The 23,018-nt window shown below is 70.8% G+C and carries 17 protein-coding genes; 14 read left to right on the forward strand and 3 right to left on the reverse strand.

All coding sequences use genetic code 11. The annotated features are described in order from the left end of the window. From AB0B48_RS19800 to AB0B48_RS19820, 5 genes are all read left to right on the forward strand, one after another. A partial coding sequence (locus tag AB0B48_RS19800; RefSeq protein ID WP_357203485.1) for an SDR family oxidoreductase occupies positions 1-552 on the forward strand: 552 nt, incomplete at its 5' end. A gap of 94 nt (positions 553-646) precedes the next feature. Then, complete coding sequence (locus AB0B48_RS19805) at positions 647-1,258, forward strand: TetR/AcrR family transcriptional regulator (RefSeq protein ID WP_357203488.1); 612 nt, start codon at positions 647-649, stop codon at positions 1,256-1,258. 64 nt (positions 1,259-1,322) lie between these two features. After that, the gene (locus tag AB0B48_RS19810; RefSeq protein ID WP_357203491.1) at positions 1,323-4,148 is read left to right on the forward strand and encodes an AAA family ATPase; all 2,826 of its coding nucleotides are present in this window, start codon (positions 1,323-1,325) and stop codon (positions 4,146-4,148) included. A 46-nt stretch (positions 4,149-4,194) separates the two neighbouring features. Further along, positions 4,195-5,343, forward strand: a complete 1,149-nt coding sequence (locus AB0B48_RS19815) for an acyl-CoA dehydrogenase family protein (protein WP_355006591.1) — start codon at positions 4,195-4,197, stop codon at positions 5,341-5,343. A gap of 20 nt (positions 5,344-5,363) precedes the next feature. Continuing rightward, positions 5,364-5,828 carry a MaoC family dehydratase gene (locus AB0B48_RS19820; RefSeq protein WP_355006592.1) on the forward strand — a complete coding sequence of 155 codons (465 nt, stop codon included), beginning with the start codon at positions 5,364-5,366 and terminating at the stop codon, positions 5,826-5,828. 72 nt (positions 5,829-5,900) lie between these two features. Here the strand turns inward: AB0B48_RS19820 and AB0B48_RS19825 are convergent, their stop codons facing one another. The 3 genes from AB0B48_RS19825 to AB0B48_RS19835 form a co-directional block, all read right to left on the reverse strand. Next, on the reverse strand, positions 5,901-7,055 hold the full coding sequence (locus AB0B48_RS19825; protein WP_357203495.1) for a cellulose binding domain-containing protein: 1,155 nt from the start codon (positions 7,053-7,055) through the stop codon (positions 5,901-5,903). Between the two features lie 277 nt (positions 7,056-7,332). Further along, positions 7,333-8,331 (reverse strand): acetylxylan esterase, encoded by a 999-nt coding sequence (locus AB0B48_RS19830; protein ID WP_357203498.1) that lies wholly within the window; start codon positions 8,329-8,331, stop codon positions 7,333-7,335. 20 nt (positions 8,332-8,351) lie between these two features. Then, complete coding sequence (locus AB0B48_RS19835; protein ID WP_357203501.1) at positions 8,352-9,389, reverse strand: LacI family DNA-binding transcriptional regulator; 1,038 nt, start codon at positions 9,387-9,389, stop codon at positions 8,352-8,354. 319 nt (positions 9,390-9,708) lie between these two features. Here AB0B48_RS19835 and AB0B48_RS19840 point away from each other — a divergent pair, with 319 nt between their 5' ends. The 9 genes from AB0B48_RS19840 to AB0B48_RS19880 form a co-directional block, all read left to right on the forward strand. Then, the gene (locus tag AB0B48_RS19840; RefSeq protein WP_357203504.1) at positions 9,709-12,072 is read left to right on the forward strand and encodes a glycoside hydrolase family 3 N-terminal domain-containing protein; all 2,364 of its coding nucleotides are present in this window, start codon (positions 9,709-9,711) and stop codon (positions 12,070-12,072) included. 10 nt (positions 12,073-12,082) lie between these two features. Beyond that, positions 12,083-13,072: an ABC transporter permease subunit gene (locus tag AB0B48_RS19845; RefSeq protein ID WP_357203507.1), complete on the forward strand. Its 990-nt coding sequence runs from the start codon at positions 12,083-12,085 to the stop codon at positions 13,070-13,072. After that, positions 13,069-13,980: a carbohydrate ABC transporter permease gene (locus AB0B48_RS19850; RefSeq protein WP_357203510.1), complete on the forward strand. Its 912-nt coding sequence runs from the start codon at positions 13,069-13,071 to the stop codon at positions 13,978-13,980. Before AB0B48_RS19845 ends, AB0B48_RS19850 begins: the two co-directional genes overlap by 4 nt. Positions 13,981-14,027: 47 nt before the next feature. Continuing rightward, positions 14,028-15,665 (forward strand): extracellular solute-binding protein, encoded by a 1,638-nt coding sequence (locus AB0B48_RS19855; protein ID WP_357203513.1) that lies wholly within the window; start codon positions 14,028-14,030, stop codon positions 15,663-15,665. A 90-nt stretch (positions 15,666-15,755) separates the two neighbouring features. Beyond that, a complete protein-coding gene (locus AB0B48_RS19860) occupies positions 15,756-16,445 on the forward strand; it encodes a DUF624 domain-containing protein (protein WP_357203516.1) in 690 nt (229 codons plus the stop codon). Continuing rightward, a complete protein-coding gene (locus AB0B48_RS19865) occupies positions 16,442-18,475 on the forward strand; it encodes a beta-galactosidase (protein ID WP_357203519.1) in 2,034 nt (677 codons plus the stop codon). Before AB0B48_RS19860 ends, AB0B48_RS19865 begins: the two co-directional genes overlap by 4 nt. Continuing rightward, entirely contained in the window at positions 18,472-20,610 is a 2,139-nt protein-coding gene (locus AB0B48_RS19870) for an alpha-glucuronidase (protein ID WP_357203522.1), read from the forward strand. The genes AB0B48_RS19865 and AB0B48_RS19870 overlap by 4 nt, the downstream gene beginning before the upstream one ends. 312 nt (positions 20,611-20,922) lie before the next feature. Beyond that, entirely contained in the window at positions 20,923-22,263 is a 1,341-nt protein-coding gene (locus AB0B48_RS19875; protein WP_357203525.1) for a PHB depolymerase family esterase, read from the forward strand. Between the two features lie 115 nt (positions 22,264-22,378). Continuing rightward, positions 22,379-23,018, forward strand: a 640-nt coding sequence (locus AB0B48_RS19880; RefSeq protein WP_357203528.1) for an endo-1,4-beta-xylanase, incomplete at its 3' end; no start/stop codon positions are given.

Genomic DNA, 23,018 nt, shown 5'->3' on the forward strand with positions numbered 1-23,018 from the left:
CGGGCCGCCGCGGTGCGTGCGGTGACCTCGGCGTTCGGGTCGGTGGATCTGTTGGTCAACAACACCGGCATCAACCCGGTGCACGGCCCGCTGGTCGAGCTGGACCTGGCCGCGGCCCGCAAGATCCTCGACGTGAACGTGGTCGCCGCGCTCGGCTGGGTGCAGGAGGTCTGCGCCGCCGGCATGAGCGAGCGCGGCGGCTGCGTCGTCAACGTCTCGTCGATCGCCGGGCTCGGTCCGTCACCCGGCATCGCCTGCTACGGGGTCAGCAAGGCCGCGCTCAACCACCTCACCGCCAGCCTCGCCGTGGAGCTGGGCCCGACGGTCAGGGTCAACGCGGTCGCTCCCGGCGTGGTGAAGACCCGCTTCGCCGCCGCCCTCTACGACGGACGGGAGGCCGAGGTCGCCGCGCGGTACCCGCTCGGGCGCCTCGGTCTGCCGTCTGACGTGGCCGGCGCGGTCGCCTTCCTGGCCTCCGACGACGCCAGTTGGATCACCGGGCAGACCATCGTCTGCGACGGCGGCGTCTCGCTGACCGGCCGGGCCGGATGACGGCGTCGGCGGAGCGTCCGGAGCCGCTGATCAACGGCTGTCTAGACTCGGCGGTGTGTCGGGGGACGCCGTGGCGGTGAGGGGGCGAGGGCGGATGGACGCAGTCGATGTGGCGGGTCGGGTCGACGGGCGTACCGCCCGCGCCGAGCGCACCCGCGCCGCCATCGTCGAGGCGCATCTCGCGCTCATCTCCGAGGGCGACCTCCGCCCGACCGGGGAGCGCATCTCCGAGCGGGCCGGCATCTCGCTGCGCACCCTCTGGACCAACTTCAAGGACATGGAGACGCTCTTCGAGGCCAGCGGCGCGGAGGTGCTCCGCCAGCAGGACGCCGCCCACCGGCCGATTTCACCCGGGCTGCCGTTGGCGAAGCGGGTCGACGCGTACTGCCGGCAGCGGGCTCGCCTGCTCCAGCTCATCGCGCCGTCGGCGCGGGCCGCCCAGATGCGTGAGCCGGTCTCCGAACAGCTGCACCGCAACCGTCTCAAGCACATCGAACGGGTCCGCGACGAGGTCGAGGAACTCTTCGCCGTCGAGTTGGCCGAAGCCGGGGCGGGACGGGAGCAGTTGCTCAACGCCCTGGTCGTGGCGAGCACCTGGCAGGCCTGGTCGATGCTGCGCTACGGGCTCGGTCTCGGCGTGGACCAGGCCCGCGCGGTGATGGCCCGGACCGTGGGCGCTCTGCTGGCCGAGGTCGCGCCCGACTGATTCCGGCCCGGCCCGATATCGCCCCCTCTTTCCATTCGGTTTCCGATGGGTAACACTGACAGGCATGGTTACTGCATCAAGAGTGCAACTAACCGTGCTGCGTGGCCGGGACGACGAGTGCCGGGCTGTCCGGAGCCTGCTCGACGGCATGACCAACGCCGGCGGTGCCCTGCTGTTGCGCGGGGAGCCCGGATCGGGCCGGACGGCGCTTCTCGGCTACGCCCATCGACACGCCGAGGGTGGCTGCACAGTGCTCGCCGGCAGCGGGCTCGCCGAGGAGGCCGCCCTGCCGTACGCCGGCCTGCAACGTCTGGTCGACCCGCTGCTCGACCGGGCCGCCGCGCTCCCTTATGAGCAGCGCCATCTGCTGCGGCGCGCGCTGGCCGGGGAGAGCTGCCCGGCCGACCGGCAGTTGACCCTGTCGATGGCGGTGCTCGGGCTGCTCACCGCCGCCGCCCGGGACCGGCCGTTGCTCGCCACGATGGACGACGTCGACCGAGGTGACCCGCAGACCGCGCAGGTGCTGGCGTTCGTGGCCCGCCGACTGCGGCACCTGCCGCTCGCCGTCCTGCTCACCGCCGACGTCACCGCCAACCTCGACGGGATACCGGCACACCGACTGCGCGCGCTGACGGAGCACGAGAGCCGCGCCGTCCTCACCGATCGACTCGATCGGCTGGCCGGGCGCGAGAGCGTCGACCGGCTGCCCGACCGGCCGGCCGCGTCGGTACTGACCGCTTTGGCCGCGGTCGGCGGGGGCAACCCGCAGGCGCTGGTGGACCTCGCCGAGGTCCTCACCGCCGGGCAGTGGCGGGGCGAGGAGTCGCTGCCCGCCGCGCCACCGGCGGACGGGGCGCTGGGTCGCGCGTACCGTGCCCGGCTGGACCGGCTGCCCCCGGAGACCCGACGGGTGCTGTTGCTCGCCGCGCTCGATGAGGACGGCGAGCCGGGCACCCTGATCCGGGCCGCGGCGGCCGCGGGCGCCGAGGTCGAGGCGCTCGCCCCGGCGGAGGTCGCCGGCCTGGTCCGCGTCGAGCAACGCGGCGTCACCTTCCCGCAGCCGCTGGTGCGCACGATGATCGCGGCCAGCGCGCCGCTCGCGGAGCGCCGCGCGGCGCACCGACTGCTCGCCGAGGTGCTGGTCGCGGACGGGCAACGGCTGCGCCGGGCGATGCACCTCGCCGCCGCGACCGCGGGTGCCGATCCGGCCCTCGCCGCCGAGTTGGAGCAGGCGGCGGTCGGCGGATCCGACGGCTGGGCCGCAGCCTCGGTGGCCCTGCGGTGGGCCGCCGAACTGAGCGACGAGCCGAGGCTGACCGCCACCCGTCTGTTGGCCGCAGCCCGGTACGCCTGGGCCGGGGGACAACCCGACGAGGCCCGGCTGCTGCTCGACCGCCTCCGCGCGGTGGGCGTCGACCCGGTCGTTCGGGGCCGCGCCGACCTGCTCCGCGGCGAGCTGGAACTGCGCTGCGGCACCGCCTCGAGTGCGTCGGCCACGCTGCTGGCCGCCACCGCGGCGGTGGACGGCACCGACCGTGCCCTGGCGATGGCCGGGCTGGTACGCGCCGGCGAGGCGGTCTGCTTCACCGGCGACCAGTACCGCTACGCCGAGGTCGGCCGGCGGGCGCTGGCGTTGCGGCGCCCGGGCGACCCGCCGGCCCTGGAGGTCATGGGCTGTCTGATCGCCGGGGTGGCGGCGACCCTGCGGGGCGACCACGAGCGGGCCGGGCCCGCGCTGCGCCGCGCCGTGGTGCTGGGTGACCGGCTGACCGGTTGGGCGTTGACCCCCACCGCGCTCAGCTGCGCCGCGGCGGCCGGGCTGCTGGTGGCCGTGGACGGTGCTGCCCACCGGCTCGCCGAACGCGCGGTCGAGCTGGCCCGGGAACGGCGTGAGCTGTCCATGCTGTCGCGGGCGTTGGAGCTGCGGGCGGTCGCCGAGTACTGGCTGGGTCGACACGAGGCGGCGGCGGAGACCTCCCGCGACGGGCTGCGCGTCGCCCGGGCCACCGGGCAGGTCAACTGCGCCAACGTACACCTGGGCATGCTCGCCGTCCTCGCCGCGATCCGGGCCGATCGGGAGACCAGCCTGCGGCGGATCCGTGAGATCGGCGAGTCGCCGACGCCGGGCAGCCGCCCGCACGCGCTCGCCGCGTGGGCCCTGGCGGTGCTCGACCTGGTGGACGGCCGGCACGCCGAGGCGGCGGACCGGTTGGCGTCGCTGTCCCGGCTCGGCACGCGCCGAGGTCAGGTCCTCGTGCAGGTGATGGCCACCCCGTACCTGGTGGAGGCGGCGGCGCACCTGGCGCACCGGCCGGCGGCGACGGCCGCGCTCGCCGCGTTCGACAGGTGGGCCAGCAGCACCGCGAGCCCGTTGCGCCGGGCCCTGTCCGCGCGGTGCCACGCACTGCTCGCCCCTCGGGGCGGCACCGACGCGGAACGGGACTTCGAGGCGGCGCTGCGCCTGCACCCCACCGAGGCTGGCACGTTCGAGCGGGCCCGCACCGAGCTGCTCTTCGGTCAGGAGTTGCGCCGCAGTCGACGCCCTCGCGACGCGCGGACGCACCTGCACCAGGCCCGCGAGATGTTCAGCCTGCTCGGGGTGGAGTGTTGGGCCGAGCAGGCCACCACGGAGCTGCGGGCGGCTGGGGAGTCGATCGGTCCGCCGGACCTGCCCGCGGCGCGGTTGTTGACCGGCCAGCAACTGCGGATCGCCGAGTTGGTCGCCGAGGGCGCCACCAACCGGGAGATCGCCGCCCGGATGTTCCTCTCCACCCGTACGGTCGACCACCACCTGCGCAACGTGTTCCACCGGCTGGGTATCCGTTCGCGGACCGAGCTGGCCCGCGCGTTCACGGCCGAACGGCACGTCGGTCTGAGCTCCGACCGGTGAACGTCCGGTCTGGACGCGTTTAACTATCACCGCTAGTTTGTGCGTCATGGACCTCACCCTCTCCGCCGAGCAGGCGGCGGTCCGCCAGTTGGCCGCCGAGTTCGCCGACCGCGAGCTGCTACCGCACGCAGCCGCCTGGGACCGCCGCGAATCGGTCGACCCCGCCATCGTCGGCATGCTCGGTGACCTGGGCTTCCTGGGGCTGACCATCGCCGAGGCCGACGGCGGTTCCGGCGGCGACCACCTCGCGTACTGCCTGGTCCTGGAGGAACTGGGCCGGGGAGACTCGGCGGTGCGCGGCATCGTCTCGGTCTCCCTCGGCCTGGTCGCGAAGTCGATCGCTGCGCACGGGAGCGCGGAGCAGCGGGCCGAGTGGTTACCAGGGCTCTGCGCCGGCACCGCACTCGGCTGCTTCGCGCTGACCGAGCCGGACAGCGGCTCGGACGCGGCCGCACTGCGCACCCGCGCGGTCCGCGACGGCACCGACTGGTTGCTCACCGGCACGAAAATGTTCATCACCAACGGCACCACCGCCGACGTCGCGCTGGTCTTCGCCCGCACCGGCGGCCCCGGGCACCGAGGAATCACCGCGTTCCTGGTGCCCACCGACAGCCCGGGGCTGACCCGGCGGGAGATCCACGGCAAGCTCGGTCTGCGCGGTCAGGCCACCGGCGAGCTGGGCTTCGACGAGGTGCGTGTGCCCGACACGGCCCGTCTCGGCGCCGAGGGCGCCGGATTCCGGCTGGCCCTGGCCACCCTCGCCAAGGGCCGGATGTCGGTGGCCGCCGGGTGCGTCGGCATCGCGCAGGGCTGCCTCGACGCGGCGGTCGGTTACGCCGGGCAGCGCACCCAGTTCGGCAAGCCGATCGCCGGGCACCAGCTCGTCCAACAACTGCTCGCCGCCATCGCTGTGGACACCGCCGCCGCCCGGCTGCTGGTGTGGCAGGTGGCCGACCTGATCGACAGTGACCAGCCGTTCGCCACCGAGGCGTCGATGGCCAAGCTCTTCGCCAGTGAGGCCGCCGTCCGCGCGGCCAACAACGCGGTCCAGGTCTTCGGTGGGTACGGCTACATCGACGAGTATCCGGTCGGCAAGTATCTGCGCGACGCCCGGGTGGCCACGCTCTACGAGGGCACCAGTCAGATTCAGCAACTCCTCATCGGACGCGCGCTCACCGGCGTCAACGCCTTCTAGTACCTGTAGGGAGATCCGGCATGAGAGTGTTCACCTCGTTCGAGGAGCTGGCCGCCGCGACCGGCGAGAGCCTCGGGCCCGGTCCGTGGCAGCGCGTCGAGCAGAGCCGCGTCGACCTCTTCGCCGACGCCACCGACGACCACCAGTGGATCCATCTCGACCCGGTCCGAGCCGCGGCGGGGCCGTTCGGCGGGACGATCGCCCACGGGTACCTCACCCTGTCGCTCTTGCCGGCGTTGGCGGGCGGGCTCTACCGGGTCGAGGGGGTGGCGATGGGCGTCAACTACGGGTTGAACCGGGTGCGTTTCCCCGCGCCGCTGCGGGTCGGCGCCGCCGTACGGGCCACCGCCACCATCGCCGACGTGTCGCCGGTCAGCGGCGGTGTGCAGCTGGTCGTGACGGTCACCGTGGAGAGCGACAGCGGCGGCAAGCCCGTCTGCGTGGCCGAGACCGTGAGCCGGCTCTACGGCGCTGCGCAGCAGTGACCGCTCGGCCCCGCGTCGGCGGTCGTCGGCGCGGTGCCGAGCCGGTGTGACCCGGCACCGCGACGGTTGGTGTCAGGCGAGCGTGCAGGAGGTGCCGTTGAGGGTGAATGCGGCCGGCCGACCGGTGCCACCCGTGTGGGTGGCCTGGAAGCCGATGTCGACCGAGGTGTTCGGCGCGATCGTCGCGTTGTAGGAGACGTTTCGGGCGGTCACCGCTCCGCTGGACGGGGAGTAGGTGGCGTTCCACCCGCTGGTGATGCTCTGCCCACTGGGCAGCGTGAACGCCAGACTCCAACCGTTCACCGGCGTGCTGCTGGTGTTGGTCACCGAGACCGACGCGGTGAGACCACTGTTCCAGGCGTTGATCGTGTACGAGACGCGGCAGTCACCGGACGGCGGGGGCGTGGTCGGCGGGGGCGTGGTGGGCGGGGGAGTGGTCGGCGGGGGAGTGGTCGGAGGGGTGTCGCCCCCGATGCTGCCGGGCACCGCACGGAGGGCGTCGTACCAGGCGGCGGCCATCTTGCGGTAGCCGGTGGCGTTCGGGTGCACCCCGTCGGCCAGGTCGCTGAGCGTCAGTGCGCGGTACATGTCGACCAGGTGTACGCGTTTGCCGGCGGCGGCCCGGCTCTGCACGATCCCGGGGATCGCGGCGTTGTAGCCCCGGACCTGGTTGTCCGCGCCGGACTTCGGGATGATCGTCGCGACGAACACGTCGGCGTTCGGGGCGGTGTTGGTGATCCGGTCGACGAGAGTGGCCAGCCGGGACGGGGCCCCGGACGTGTCGCCGTACATGTCGTTGGTGCCGATGTGCAGCAGCACGGTCCGCGGATTCGTGGCCCGCAACCAGTTCACCACGTTGGCGTCGATCTGGGCGATGGTCCAGCCGGAGTGGCCCTGGTGGTCGTGGTCGCCGAGGCTGGCTGGCCCGTTGAACTGGGAGCCGACGAAGTCGATCCGGTAACCACCGGACGTGAACCGCTGCCACAACTCGATCCGGTAACCGCCGGGGACGTTGAATCCGTCGGTGATCGAGTCGCCGAGCGGCATCACGCGGACGCCGCCGTTGGACTCCGCGCTGGCGGGAGTGGTCGCGATCGGCACGGCGGCGACAATGGCGGCGACGGCAGCCAGGGCCGTCCACCATCGACGAGCCCGCCGGGGCCTCGACGTCGGTGCGTTGCCGGTCGGTGCGAGAGGGACGGGTTGCACGAGCGTTGGACTGCGCATGGGACTTCCTCTGGTGGGGGTGCGCGACATCAGCGGCCACCGGCGAGACGGCTGCCGTCATGACGCGGTACGCGGAGGTGGGGTGCGCGGCACGACCAACAACCCGGACGTCTGCACTGGTGGTCGTGGCGGTGTACGGCGGGCACCGGCCGTCGAGGATCTGGCGGGACGGACCGGGAAGCCGTGGCGGAGGTGTGCCCTGCACCTCGCCTGACGCACCATAGCGTGTTATCGCTAACACCGGCAACGCATCAGCACCCGACGATGCCTCAGACGTTCAGGCCCGCGCTGGGTGGAGGACCGAGCCCAGCCAGCGCAGCTGACGCCGCACGTGCACGGCCTCGCCGCCCTCATGGCCGTTGAACGGGTAGACGTGCATCTCCCGCTCGGGCGGGACCGGCCTCCCGTTCGCGGCGCCGTAGTGGTTGTAGGCGGCGAAGGCGGTTCGCGGTGGGCAGACGGTGTCGCGTCCGCCGACGCCGAAGTGCGCCGGCGCAGTCGCCCGACGCGCGAAGTTCACCCCGTCGACATAGGACAGCGTGCGCCACACCGCCTCCTGTGCCTCCCGGTTCACCGCCAGGTACCGGGCGATCTCGCCGTACGGCGCGAGGTCGGTGAGCGCGACGGCCCGGCGCATGTCGCACAGGAACGGGGCGGTGGTCAGCACCGCGCTGAGGTCCTCGACGAGACCCGCCACCGCCAGGGCGATGCCGCCACCCTGGCTGTTGCCGACCACGGTGACCCGGTCACCCTCGACCCCCGGCAGCGCGCGGACCGCCTCGACCGCCCGCACCGCGTCGGTTATCAGGCGGCGATAGTGGTAGGTGCGCGGATCGAGGATCCCCCAGGTGGCCGGCCAGGGCCCGCCGGGCGCGCCGTGCGGGTCGGGGGTGTCCCCGGCGCCGTGCTGCCCCGCCTGTCCCCGGTTGTCCATCAGCAGGTGCGCGTACCCGGCCACCGCCCAGGTCGGGCGTTCGTGGGGCAGACCGCGCCCGCGCCCGTAGCCGGCGTACTCGACCACGGCCGGCAGTGGTTCGCTGACCCCGGCCGGGCGGGTGTACCAGGCGCGGACCGGGTCACCACCGAAGCCGGCGAACGTGACGTCCCAGGAGTCGAGCAGCCGCAGGTCGGTGGGTTCGGGGCGGGCGTCGACGAGCACCGGTACGGCTGCCGCCCCGGTGAGCGTGTCCCGCCAGAACTCGTCGAAGTCGTCGGGTTCGGCGACCTCGGGCGCGTACCGCTGGAGGTCGTCGAAGGTGGAGGCGGTGTGGGGCACGGGTCCTCGCAGGGGCCGGGTCAGTGCGGACGGGCGGGGGGCGCGGTGCTCTCCCGGAGGACCAACTCGGTCACCAGGTCGATCCGGCTGGTCGCCGGCTCGTTCCCCCTGGTCAGGTCGAGCAACATCTGGGTGGCGATGCCGGCCATGTCGCGCAACGGCTGGTTGATCGTGGTGAGTGCCGGGTCGGTCCAGGCGGAGACCGGCAGGTTGTCGTACCCGATCACCGAGAGGTCCTCGGGCACTCGCAGGCCGCACTGACGGGCGGCCCGGAGCACCCCCATGGCCTGGATGTCCGACCCGGCGAAGATCGCCGTGGGTCGGTCCGGCCGCTGGAGCAGTTGCAGCCCGTGGGCGTGCCCCGCTCCGGCGGAGAAACTGCCGTAGCGGATCAGCTCGCGATCGACCACGATTCCGGCTTCGTCGTGGGCCGACTGGAAGCCGGCCGCGCGCGCTCGACTGCACAGCACGTCGGGTGGCCCGGAGATGATGGCGATCCGTCGGTGCCCCAGCTCCAGCAGGTGCCGGGCGGCGAGCAGGCCGCCGTTCCAGTTGTTCGACCCGACGGTCGGCACTGAGGCCGAGGTGGCGCTGTCGGTGTCGACGACGACGAACGGAATGCCCTGCCGGCGCAGGTGCTGCTGTTGGGCCTCGGCCAGGTGGGAGAGGACGAACACCACGCCCAGGGGGCGGTCGGCGAGTAACGCCTCCAACCAGCGTGCCGGCGGGCGGTGCGCGCCGTCGAGCTGGGCGATCGACAGCCCGATGCCGGCCGCTGAGGTCACCGCCTCGACGCCCCGCAGGATCTCCATCGCCCAGCCCGTGTCGAACTCGTGGAACACGAGGTCCACCCGGCCGCCGCTGGTCGCCTGTCGCCGGGCGCGGCGCTGGTACTGGTGGCGGTCGAGGCTCGCCTCCACCCGGGCTCTGGTGCCGGGGGCGACATCACCGCGTCCGTTGAGGACCTTGGACACGGTCGCGACCGAGACGCCGACATCGTTGGCGATGGTGGCGATGGTGGTGGAGGCGGGTGGGTCGAGCGGGCGGTGCTCTGTCATCGCGGCCTCATACAACATCCGAAAGTTTCGGGCGACCTTAACATGATGGGACATTCACGCCAGTAGCTGCCGCACTCGGACTGCGCATTGACTGGACATTGCGCGGCTCGTCGGCAACGGAACGCCGATCGTGGGCTCACCGTGTGCAGGAAACATCCCCTGGTAGTCCGATTGGGACACTTGACAGGCATCGATGGGACACTTAGGTTGCCGAAAAGGTTACGCAGGTTTCCGGAAAGTTTCGGATCGTGAGAAACGTCCGCCACGGAACTGGTTCCACCAGGGCACGGGGATGTGGCCGGAGCTAAGGGGTCAGGGCATGAGAAGTCAGTCGCTCGGAGACGGCGGCGCCGCGCCGTGGCGTGATCAGCGGCTGTCGCCGACCGAGCGGGCCGACGCGCTCCTGCCGAAGATGTCCCTCGAAGAGAAGATCGCCCAGCTCGTCGGGGTCTGGGTCGGCGCCGACGCCAGCGGCGAGGGCGTCGCACCGCACCAGTCGGACATGATCAGCGAGTTGCCGCCGTGGAGCACTGTCATCCAGTACGGGTTGGGCCAGCTGACCCGTCCGTTCGGCACCGCCCCGGTCGACCCGGTGCTCGGCGCCCGGTCACTGGCGGCCTCGCAGGCGCAGATCGTGGCCGCCAGTCGGTTCGGCATCCCGGCGCAGGTGCACGAGGAGTGCCTCACCGGGTTCGCGGCGTGGCGGGCCACCGTCTACCCGACTCCGCTCAGCTGGGGCGCGTCCTTCGACCCCGAACTGGTCGAGGCGATGGCCGACCGGATCGGGCGGTCGATGCGGGCCGCCGGTGTGCACCAGGGCCTCGCCCCGGTGCTGGACGTCACCCGGGACTACCGCTGGGGTCGTACCGAGGAGACGATCGGCGAGGACCCCTACCTGGTCGGGACGACAGGTGCCGCCTACGTGCGGGGCCTGGAGCGGGCCGGTGTGGTGGCCACGCTGAAACACTTCGCCGGCTACTCCGCCTCCCGAGGCGGACGCAACCTCGCGCCGGTGCCGATGGGCGGCCGCGAGCTGGCCGACGTCATCCTGCCGCCGTTCGAGATGGCGCTGCGCCTCGGCGGCGCCCGCTCGGTCATGAACTCCTACGCCGAGATCGATGGCCTGCCCGTCGCGGCCGACCGTGGGCTGCTGACCGGGCTGTTGCGGGACGAGTGGGGCTTCACCGGCACAGTGGTGGCCGACTACTTCGCCGTACGGTTCCTGCAGACCCTGCACGGAGTCGCCGGGGATGCCGCCGAGGCCGCCCGGCTCGCTCTGCGGGCCGGGATCGACGTCGAGCTGCCCACAGTGGACGCCTTCGGCGAACCGTTGGTCGAGGCGGCTCGCCGCGGCGAGGTCGACGAGGCGCTGATCGACTGCGCGCTGCGTCGGGTGCTGATCCAGAAGATCGAGCTCGGTCTGCTCGACGAGGGCTGGCAGGAGCTGCCCGACGACGTGGCGTCCCTGCGCTTCGACGACGAGGCCAGCCAGGACATCGCCCTTCGCCTGGCCCGGGAGTCAGTCGTCCTGGTGCGCAACACCGGCGTCCTCCCGCTGGCCGTGGCAAGCCGGGTCGCCCTGGTCGGCCCGGTCGCCGACGACCCGATGGGAATGCTCGGCTGCTACTCGTTCCCCAATCACGTGGGCGTCAACCACAGCGACTTCGGGCTCGGCCTGGCCATCCCCACACTGCGCGACGAGCTGGCCCGGCGCGTCCCGATGCTCACCCACGAGCCAGGGTGCACCGTCACCGGTGACGACACCTCGGGCATCCCGGCCGCGGTCGCCGCTGCCGCCGCCGCCGACGTGTGCGTGCTGGCCGTCGGCGACCGGGCGGGAATGTTCGGCCGGGGCACCTCCGGTGAGGGCTGCGACGCCGTCGACCTGCGACTACCCGGCGTGCAGAGCGACCTCGTCCGCGCCGTCCTCGCCACCGGCACCCCTGTCGTCCTGGTCCTGATGACCGGCCGCCCGTACGCGCTCGGCCCGGAGTTCGACGACGCGGCGGCCGTGGTGCAGGCGTTCTTCCTCGGCCAGCTCGGTGGGCAGGCACTCGCCGAGGTGCTCACCGGCGCGGTCAACCCCTCCGGACGGTTGCCGGTCAGCGTGCCGCGCGACGCCGGCGGACTGCCGAGCACCTACCTCGCGCCACCGCTCGGCCGGCGCAACAAGGTCTCCTCGATCGACCCGACCCCGGCGTACCCGTTCGGCCACGGGCTGAGCTACACCACCTTCGAGTGGTCCGACGCCACAGTGGTTGAACCGCGTGAAGATCCGACCGCCTGGCCGGTCGACGGCGAGGTACGGGTGCGGATCACCGTCGCCAACACCGGTGAGCGGGCCGGCACCGAGGTCGTGCAGCTCTACCTGCACGACCCGGTCGCGCAGACCACCCGTCCGGTGGTCCGGCTGATCGGTTACACCCGGCTGCCGCTGGCGCCCGGCGAGGTGGCGCACGTGACGTTCGGCGTACCTGCCGACGTGGCGTCGTTCACCGGGCTGACCGGCAGACGGATCGTCGAGCCCGGCGACGTCGAACTGCGGTTCGGCCGCTCCAGCGGCGAGGTGGCGGCGGCCCTGCCGCTGCGACTGGTCGGCACCGAACGCCAGGTCGGCTTCGAGCGGGAACTGCTCACCTCGGTGCGGGTCGAGCCCCTCGTGGCCGTTGCGCAGTCGGCATAGGAGGCCACGGATGACATCCACCCTGCGGCCACCGCCGCCGGCGCCGCCGAGTCCTCCGCAGCGGGTGCAGAGCCCTGCCCCGCGCTCGCCACGACGCCGTCGCAGTTGGCGGCAGGCACTGCGCCGGGACTGGCAGCTCTACTCCCTCGCCATCCTGCCGCTGCTGTTCTTCCTGGTGTTCCGGTATCTGCCGATGATCGGCAACATCATCGCGTTCCGTCGGTTCAAGCCGGGCGGCAGCATCTTCGGTGAGTACTGGGTCGGGCTGCGCTACTTCCGGATGTTTCTCAGCGACCCGACGTTCTGGGAGGTGTTCACCAACACTCTGGTGCTCGGGGCGCTGACCCTGCTGTTCTGCTTCCCGCTGCCCATCGTGCTGGCGCTGCTGCTCAACGAGGTCCGGGCCCGCCGCTTCAAGCGGTTCGTCCAGTCCGTGTCCTACCTGCCGCACTTCCTGTCGATCGTGATCGTGGCGGCGATGGTCATGCAGTTGACCTCGATCGAGGGCACCGCCAACCAGATCGTCAACCTGTTCGGCGGCGACCCGGTGGCGTTCCTGCAGAGACCTGAGTGGTTCCGCACCATCTACGTCTCGTCCGAGGTCTGGCAGACGGTCGGCTGGGGCACGATCCTCTACCTCGCCGCCCTCACCACCATCGACGAGGACCTGTACGAGGCCGCCCGGATCGACGGAGCCGGCCGGCTGCGCCGGACCTGGCACATCACGTTGCCCGGCATCCGCCCGACGATGATGACCTTGCTGATCCTCAACATCGGCAGCTTCCTGGCCGTCGGGTTCGAGAAGATCCTGCTGCTCTACAACCCGTTGACGTACCCGACCGCCGACGTGGTCTCCACCTACCTGTTCCGGATGGGCTTCCAGTCGAGCAACTTCAGCTACGCGGCGGCCATCGGCCTCTTCGAGGCGGTGATCGGGCTGATCCTCGTCCTGTCGGCGAACGTCATCTCCCGTCGCACTGTGGGGACGAGCCTGTGGTGACCTTCGGTACGAAGATCGACGCCCCGAAGACGCGCGGGCCGGACGACAGCCGGGGTTACCGGATCTTCCGCGTCGTCAACACTGTCGTCCTGCTCGGCGTCGTGGTCGTGACGTTGTACCCGTTCCTCAACATCGTGGCCCGCTCGCTCAGCGAAGAGGCGTACATCATCGCCGGCAAGGTCACCTTCTTCCCGCGCGGGTTCGACCTGACCGCGTACAAGCTGGTGATGTCCGACTCGATGTTCTGGACGAACTACCGCAACACTGTGGTGTACACGGTGGTCGCGACGCTCATCTCGATCGTGCTGACCACCTGTTACGCGTACGTGCTGTCGAAGCCGCAGCTCAAGGGGCGCGGAGTGCTCGTCGGTGTCGCGCTGTTCACCATGTTCTTCTCCGGTGGCCTGATTCCCAACTACGTGCTGGTCACCAGCCTGGGCATGAAGAACACCATCTGGGCGGTGGTGGTCCCCAACGCCATCAGCGTGTTCAACCTGCTGGTCATGAAGGCGTTCTTCGAGAGTCTGCCGAGCGAGCTGGAGGAGGCCGCAGCGGTCGACGGGTTGAACACGTACGGCATCCTGCTGCGGATCGTGCTGCCGCTGTCGAAGGCGATCATCGCGACGATGGTGCTCTTCTATGCGGTGTCCTTCTGGAACTCGTGGTTCACCGCGTTCCTCTACATCGACCGGCAGGACCTGCTGCCGGTCACCGTCTACCTGCGCAACCTGATCGCGGGTGCCACCGACGCACAGCAGTCAGGCGCGGCCGAGGCCGATGTCGTGCAGGCCGCGGCCACACTCCAGGCCGTGACGATCGTGCTCACCACCCTGCCGATCCTGGCGGTCTACCCCTTCGTCCAGCGGTACTTCGTCCGCGGCGTGATGCTCGGCGCGGTCAAGGGATGACGGCGAGCGCGCGGCACCTCCGAACCCCACCATTGAAAGGACGAGCCATGCTCCACAAGACGTGGCGCCGCGTGGCGGTAGCCACCGCGGGTCTGCTCGCGCTCTCCCTTACCACCGCCTGTTCCGAGGACCCCGGTGAGTCGACCGACCTCTCCGAGAACCGGGTCGGCGCGATGGCCAACTACGGCATCGGCGACCAGTTCAAGGCCACCGAGGCTCTCTCGTTCTCCACCCTCTACAACAACCACACGTTCTACCCGCTCAAGGAAGACTGGCTGTTCTGGTCGGAGCTCACCAAGCGGACCAATGTCAAGATCGAACCGGTGGCCGTGCCGCTGAGCGACTACGAGCAGAAGCGCAGCCTGCTGATCGGCGCCGGCGACGCCCCGATGATCATCCCGAAGACGTACCACCCGCAGGAGAACGCCTTCGTGTCCTCCGGGGCGATCCTCCCGGTGAGCGACTACCTGGACCTGATGCCCAACCTCAAGGACAAGATCACCAAGTGGAACCTCCAGCCGGAGATCGACAACCTGCGGCAGTCCGACGGTAAGTTCTACCTGCTGCCCGGCCTTCACGAGAAGCCCACGCAGGACTACACGGTGCTGGTGCGCACCGACATCATGCAGGAGCTCAACCTGGCGGTCCCGAAGACCTGGGACGAGCTGTACACGGTGCTCAAGGCGATGAAGGCCAAGTACCCGAACGTCTACCCGTACTCCGACCTCTTCAGCAAGCCCAACCCGACCGGCGCGTTGCTGAACATCCTCGGCTCGGCCCACGGCACCCAGGCGGGCTGGGACTACCAGCACGCGACCTGGGACCCGGCGGCGAAGAAGTTCAGCTACACCGGCGCGTCCGAGCAGTACAAGCAGATGGTCACCTACCTGCACAAGCTCGTCGCCGAAGGGCTGCTCGACCCGGAGAGCTTCACCCAGACCGACGACCAGGCACGCCAGAAGCTCGCCAACGGCAAGTCCTTCGTGGTCACCGGCAACGCGCAGACCCTGGTCAACAACCACCGCCCCGACCTGGCCAAGACCCTGCCGAACGCCAAGATGGCCAAGATCCCGCTGCCGATCGGCCCGGCTGGCGAGATCAACCCGTTCCCCCGGTTGGAGAACGGCATCATGATCTCCACGAAGGCTCGGGAGAGCAAGAACTTCGTGGCCATGATGCAGTTCATCGACTGGTTGTGGTATTCGGACGCAGGCCTGGAGTTTGCCCGCTGGGGCGTCGAGGGCACGACCTTCACCAAGGACGCGTCCGGCAAGCGCACGCTCAACCCCGGGGTCGACTTCCTCGGGCTCAACCCGAAGGCGCCCAAGCACCTGCAGAAGGACTTCGGCTTCCACAACGGCGTCTTCGCCTACGGCGGCACTCCCGACCTGGTTCGCGGGTTCTTCTCGCCGGAGGAGCTGGAGTTCCAGAAGGTGATGGACGCCCGCAAGCCGAGGGTGGTGCCCCCGCCGGCCCCGTTGAGCGACGAGGAGCGCGAGCAGGTGTCGCTCTGGGAGACGCCGCTGAAGGACTTCGTCACCCAGAACACGCTGAAGTTCGCCCTCGGTCAGCGTCCGCTCAGTGAGTGGGACGCGTACGTGGCCGAGCTGAAGGCCAAGAACTCCGACCAGTACATCGACCTGGTCAACAAGGCGTACGAGCGGTTCCAGAAGAACAACGGCTGATAGGCGGGAGTCCGGTCGGGTCGCCCCTGGCGCGGCCCGGCCGGACCCCCGGCGACCACGGATCAGCTGAGTCGACGGGAGGGAGCGAGCGTGAGTGGCGCGACTCAGGCCCGGCGACAGCTCGGCGACGGACCACTGTCGCGGATCACCTCGCGCGTCTACATCCTGCTCGTGGTCGAGTTGCTCCTGCTGCTCACCACGTTGCCCGCCCTGCTTCCGCTGCTGGTGCTGGGCCGCGATCCGAGCAACCTGCCGCTCGCCGCGTTCCTGCTGGTACCGGTCGGCCCGGCGATCTCCGCCGCCCTGTACGCCCTGCGCCACCAGCGAACCGACCTGACCGACCTGCGGCCGGCCACCCTGTTCTGGCGCGGCTACCGGGCCAATGTGCTCGGCGTGCTGCGCGTCTGGGTGCCGACGCTGCTGTGGCTGACAGTGCTCGCCGTGAACCTCGCCTACCGCGACGCGGTCGGCCTGTCGAGCTGGTGGGCGGTGCCGCTGGTGCTGATCGGAGTGGGCGTGACGCTCTGCGCGGCCAACGCCCTGGTGATCACCTCGCTGTTCGACTTCCGCACCCGCGACGTGCTCCGGCTGGCCGTGCACTTCCTTGTGCGTACCCCCGGTGTTGCCGTCGGCAACGCCCTGCTGCTGGCCGCAGCGGCCGGGATCACCGCGGCCCTCTCCGAAGCGGTGCTGATGCTGCTGGCGTCGATCGCGGTGCTGGCGTACCTGCGCGTCGGCGACCCGATGATCCACCTGATCCGGGAGGAGTTCACCAGATGAGCCTGCCCCTCAGCGCCAAGGTGCCCTTCGGGGGCGACTACAACCCGGAACAGTGGCCCGAGGACGTGTGGAAGCAGGACTACCGTCTCTTCGACACGGCACGGATCGACCTGGTCACCCTCGGGGTGTTCGACTGGGCGCTCACCCAACCCGCCGAGGGCACCTACGACTTCGCGCTGCTGGACAGGATCGTCGAGCGGGCCAGTGCCGAGGGACGCGGGATCTGCCTGGCCACCGGCACCGGAGCCCACCCACCGTGGTTGGCGAAGGCGTACCCCGAGGTGACCCGGACCGACTTCGAGGGCCGCAAGCACCGCTTCGGTCAGCGACACAACTCCTGCCCCAGCTCGCCGATCTTTCGCCGGCTCTCGACGGAGCTGGCCCGCCGGGTCGCCCGTCGCTACGCCGACACCCCGGCGGTGCTCGCCTGGCACGTCGGCAACGAGTACGGCGGCGCCTGCTACTGCGCCCTGTGCGCGGCCGGCTTCCGGAACTGGCTGCGTCACCGCTACGGCACCCTCGACGAGCTGAACGAGGCCTGGTACACCACCTTCTGGTCGCACACCTTCACCGACTGGGAGGAGATCGAGCCGCCCTCGGCGCTGACCGAGCACTGGCGCGGCCCGGACCACACCGCGTTCCCGGGCATCACACTGGACTACCTGCGGTTCACCTCCGATGCGATGCTGACGAACTTCCGCGACGAGAAGGCGGCCATCCGGGAGTCCAGCCCGGCACTGCCGGTGACCACGAACTTCATGGGCATGTACCGCCCGATCGACTACCACCGCTGGGCACCTCATCTGGACTTCGTCTCCTGGGACAACTACCCGCCCGACGACACGTCGGCGGCCAGGATGGCGCTGACCCACGACCTCATGCGCGGGCTCAAGGACGGCCAGCCGTTCTGGCTGATGGAACAGACCCCGAGCTTCACCGCGTGCCGCGACGTCAACCCGTTGAAGCGCCCCGGTCTGATGCGGCTGTGGAGCTGGCAGGCCGTGGCGCACGGCGCCGACGGGGTCCTCTTCTTCCAGCTGCGGGCCTCCCGTGGAGCCAGCGAGAAGTACCACGGTGCCGTCATCGGCCACGCCGGTCGCTCCGACACCCGGGTGTTCCGGGAGGTCGCCGAGCTGGGCGCCGAACTGGAACGGCTCGGCCCGGCGTCACTGGGCGCGCGGACCCCGGCCCGGGTGGCGCTGCTGTTCGACTGGGACAGCTGGTGGGCGTTGGAGCTGTCCGACGGCCCGTCCCGGCTGGTCCGCTACCAGCAGGTCGTGCTCGCGTACCACCGGGCCCTCTGGGACGCCGGTGTGGACCTGGACGTCGTCGCGGTGGCCGCCGACCTGTCCGGCTACGACGTGGTCGTGGCCCCGGCCCTGCACCTGCTCAAGGGTGACCTGCCGCAGCGGCTGGAGGCGGCGGCGACGCGCGGCGGGTCGGTGCTGACCACCTACCTGTCCGGCCGGGTGGACGAGAACGACCAGGCGTTCCTGATGGACGTGCCGGGCCCGCTCGGTCAGCTCATGGGCGTCCGGGTCGACGAGTGGGACGCCCGCGGCCCGGAGGTGGTCAACACCGTCCGCCTCGGCGACGGCGCGGATCAGGTCGACGTCGACGCGAGCCTGCTGTTCGAGCTGGTGATTCCGCAGGGCGCGCAGGTCGTCGGCACGTACCAGGCCGACTTCTACGCGGGCACCCCCGCGGTGACCCGTAACTCCTTCGGTGCCGGCGACGGGTGGTACGTGGCCGCCGGGCTGGACCAGGCCGGGGTGTCCTGGGTGGTTCGGCAGGTGCTCGCCCGGCACGACCTGCTCGGGCCCTACCCGGACGTGCCGGACCTGGAATCCGCCGTGCGGGTCGCGGCGGACGGGTCGCGGCTGCTGTTTCTGCTGAACCACCGCGCCGAGCCGGTCGAGGTGACCGCCCGGACCGGCGGCGTCGACCTGCTCACCGGCGACCGTACGGCGGCCGGCGGCGCCCTGCGACTGCCGGCGTACGGGGTTGTCGTGCTGGAGGAGGACCGGTGAACGCCGAAGAGTCGGTGGAGTTGGAGCAGCTGATGTTCGTCGAGGAGCCGATGGACGGTGGCGAACCGCGCGTTCACCCGGCCTGGCTGCCGCCGGAGGCGTTCCGGTCGCTCGGCGCGCGTCGCATCCTCCTGCACGGCGAGGGGCTGCTCGTCGACACCGTCCTCAACGAGGTCTCGCGCGCCTGCGCCCGTTACGGCGGACGGGTGTGGCACTCCCCGTCCTGGGACGTAGACGTCGACCTGGTGCTCGCCCTGCGCGATGCCGCCGAGCTGCCCAATCCGGCGGTGGAGGCGGCCCGCGCCGCCGGCGAGGCGGCTCTGGTCGAGCTGGGCGACGGCGGGACGCTCGGCGACGAGGGTTTCGTGTTGGCGCGGGCCGGCGACGTGACGGCGGTGCTGGCCGACGCGCCCGCCGGCCTGCTGTACGGGCTCTTCCACGTGGTCCGGCTCTGCGCGGCGGCCTTCGACCCGGCCCGCCCCCCGGAGTGGCACCGGCCGGCGCTGCGCCGACGAATGTTGAACCACTGGGACAACGTGGCAGTGCACCCGGTGATGGGCCAGGTCGAACGGGGGTACGCGGGCGGCTCGATCTTCTGGCAGGACGGCCGTCCGCGCGGCGACCTGGCCCGGGTGCGGGAGTACGGGCGGCTGCTGGCCTCCTGTGGGATCAACGCGATATCGGTGAACAACGTCAATGTGGCCCGTACCGAGGCGCTGCTGCTCACTGAACGGATCGGGGACGTGGCCGAGATCGCGGACGCGCTGCGCCCGTACGGCATCCGGGTGCACCTGTCGGTCAGCTTCGCCGCGCCGGTGCTCCTCGGTGGCCTGCCGACCGCCGACCCCCTGGACGAGAACGTACGCGTCTGGTGGGCCGGCACCACCAGACGGGTGTACGACCGGATCCCGGACTTCGGCGGCTACCTGGTGAAGGCCGACTCGGAGGGGCAACCCGGCCCGTTCACGTATGGCCGTGACCACGCCGACGGGGCGAACCTGCTGGCCGAGGCCCTCGCCCCGCACGGGGGAGTGGTGCACTGGCGGGCGTTCGTCTACAACCACCACCAGGACTGGCGGGACCGGTCCACCGACCGGGCTCGGGCCGCGTACGACCACTTCGCCCCGCTCGACGGGCGGTTCCGTACCAACGTGGTCGTCCAGGTGAAGTTCGGCCCGGTGGACTTCCAGCCGCGCGAGCCGGTCTCACCGGTGCTCGCCGCGATGCCGGCGACCCGGCTGGCGGTGGAGTTGCAGGTCACTCAGGAGTACACGGGCCAACAGCGGCACGTCTGCCACCTCGGCCCGTGGTGGAGTGAGGTGCTCGGCTTCGCTCCCTGGGGGCCGGATGGGCGGACGATCGCCGACGTGGTCACGGGGGAGTCGGCGGCGGGCGGCGGGATGGTCGCCGTCGCCAACGTCGGCGACGACCTCTTCTGGACCGGGCATCCGTTGGCGCAGGCCAACCTGTACGCGTTCGGCCGGCTGGCCTGGGACCCTCGGCGGGACCCGACGGCGATCCTCGACGAGTGGATCACGTTGACCTTTCCGCCGTCGGCGACCGCCGACGCGGAGCTGGTGCGGCGGGTCCTGCACGAGATCATGGACGACTCGTGGCGCACGTACGAGCGCTACACCGCCCCGCTGGGTGTCGGTTTCATGGTCAACCCCGGCGACCACTACGGTCCCGGCGTCGACGGGTACGAGTACACCCGGTGGGGCACCTACCACTTCGCCGACCGCGACGGCGTCGGTGTGGACCGCAGCCGAGCGTCGGGCACCGGCTTCGCCGGCCAGTACCCGCCGTACTGGGCGCAGGTGTACGAGTCACCCGAGACCTGTCCCGACGAGCTGCTGCTCTTCTTCCACCACGTGCCGTACGGGCACGTGCTGCACAGCGGCTCGACGGTCATCCAGCACATCTACGACACCCACTTCGCCGGGGTCGAGGAGGTGACGGCGATGCGACGCAGGTGGCAGACGCTGACCGGCATGATCGACCCGAGCGTGTACGAGCGGGTCGCCGAACGCCTCGACGAGCAGGTGCGCTGCGCCACCGAGTGGCGCGACCAGATCAACACGTACTTCTACCGCAAGTCCGGGGTGCCGGACGAGCGAGGGCGGGACATCCACTGAGTGGCGGTGCGGGCGGCCGGGGTGACCCGGTCGGGTCGCCGTCGTGCCGTGTGCCCAGCGGCGGCCTGGCAGGTTCCGAAAACGTGCCGATAATTCATCGCCGCCCACCGGTGCTGAAGACGCCCGTCGATGCCCATTATCGCGCAGGTGGCCGCCGGAACCGTTGCGGCGAAAGGTTTCCGGAAGTCTTGACAATCGGGTGTGCTCGATTGAAGCTGACATGGTCACGCGAGCCGCGGTCAAGGTCGGGCGAAGGGCAGTCCTCGACTTAAGTCCCCTTCCACGCGCCTTTTTCCGCAAAGGATCGCGACGATGACACTGAAGACGAGAATGCTTGGCGTCGTCATGGCGGCCGTGACACTGGCCGCCGCCGCGTTGACGTTCGCCGCTCCCGCGTCGGCGGCGACGCTCACGCAGGTGACCAACTTCGGCACCAACCCCACCAACCTGCAAATGCACCTGTACGTCCCGGACCGGGTAGCCACCCGACCGGCGATCCTCCTGGCCATGCACTACTGCACCGGGACGGGCCCCGCGTTCCACTCGGGCACCCAGTACGCCTCCCTCGCGGACCGGTACGGGTTCATCGTGATCTACCCGTCGGCAACCCGCAGCAGCAAGTGCTGGGACGTCTACTCACCGCAGGCGTTGCGCCGTGGCGGCGGCAGCGATCCGGTCGGGCTCATGTCGATGGTCGACTACGTGAAGCAGCGCTACTCCGCCGACCCCGCGCGGATCTTCGCCACCGGCACCTCGTCCGGCGCGATGATGACCAACGTCATGCTGGGCGTCTACCCGGACGTGTTCGCGGCGGGCGCCTCGTTCGCTGGGGTGCCGTTCGCCTGCTTCGCCACCGGCGGCACCTCGGAATGGAACAGCCAGTGCGCCAACGGGCAACTCATCCGGACCCCGCAGCAGTGGGGTGACCTGGTCCGGGAGGCGTACCCCGGCTACACCGGCCAGCGACCCCGGATGCAGATCTGGCACGGCACCAACGACGAGACGCTGCGCTATCCGAACTTCGGCGAGCAGGTCAAGCAGTGGACCAACGTGCACGGGTTGAGCCAGACCCCGACGTACACCGACTCCCCGCAGTCCGGCCACACCCGCACCCGGTACGGCAGCAGCGGCCCGATGGCGCCGGTCGAGGCGATCAGCATGCAGGGTGTCACGCACAACCTGCCGGTCGACGCCGCGCAGGTGATCCGCTTCTTCGGGCTGGACGGCACCGCGCCGCCGACGACCCCGCCCCCGACGACTCCGCCCCCGACCACGCCGCCGCCGACGACTCCGCCCCCGACCACGCCGCCCCCGACCACGCCGCCGCCGACCGACGGCGCCTGCCGGGTCGGCTACACGGTCAACGCCTGGAACAGCGGCTTCACCGCGAGCGTGGTCATCACCAACACCGGTGCCACCGCCGTGAACGGCTGGGCGCTGACCTTCACGCTGCCCAGCGGACAGCGCATCACCAGCGGCTGGAACGCCCAGTACGCCCCGGTGAGCGGCGCGGTGACCGCCCGCAACGTCTCCTACAACAACACCATCGCCCCGAACGCGTCGGTCGAGATCGGCTTCCAGGCCACGCACGAGGGCGGCACCGGCAAGCCCACCTCGTTCGCGCTCAACGGTGCCGCCTGTTCGGTGTCCTGATCTCCCCTTCCCACCCCACCACCCTCAAAGGAGTCACACGATGAGAAGTCCGAGATGGAAGGCGGCATCCAGAGCCGCCGTCGCGCTGGCCGGCGCGGGTGCCCTCGCCGCCGGCATGGCGCTGTTCGCGACGGCGCCCGCCTCCGCCGGGACGACGCTCGGCGCGTCCGCCGCCGAGAAGGGTCGCTACTTCGGTACGGCGGTGGCCGGCTTCAAGCTCTCCGACAGCGCGTACACCACGATTTTGAACCGTGAGTTCAACATGGTGACCGCCGAGAACGAAATGAAGATGAACGCCACCGAGCCGCAGCAGAACCAGTTCAGCTACGGGGCGGCGGACCAGATCGTCAACCACGCCCGCAGCCGCGGGATGAGCGTGCGGGGTCACACCCTGGCATGGCATTCGCAGCAGCCCGGCTGGATGGAGAGCATGAGCGGCACCGCGCTGCGGCAGGCGATGCTCAACCACGTCACGCAGGTGGCCACCTACTTCCGTGGCAAGGTCGTGGCGTGGGACGTGGTGAACGAGGCGTTCGCCGACGGCAGCTCCGGAGGCCGTCGCGACTCCAACCTCCAGCGCACCGGCAACGACTGGATCGAGGCGGCGTTCCGGGCGGCGCGTGCCGCGGACCCGGGCGCGAAGCTCTGCTACAACGACTACAACACCGACAACTGGACGCACGCCAAGACCCAGGGCGTCTACAACATGGTGCGCGACTTCAAGGCCCGTGGCGTGCCGATCGACTGCGTCGGGT

This window comes from Micromonospora sp. NPDC049089 (assembly GCF_040648775.1).
Taxonomy (GTDB): domain Bacteria; phylum Actinomycetota; class Actinomycetes; order Mycobacteriales; family Micromonosporaceae; genus Micromonospora.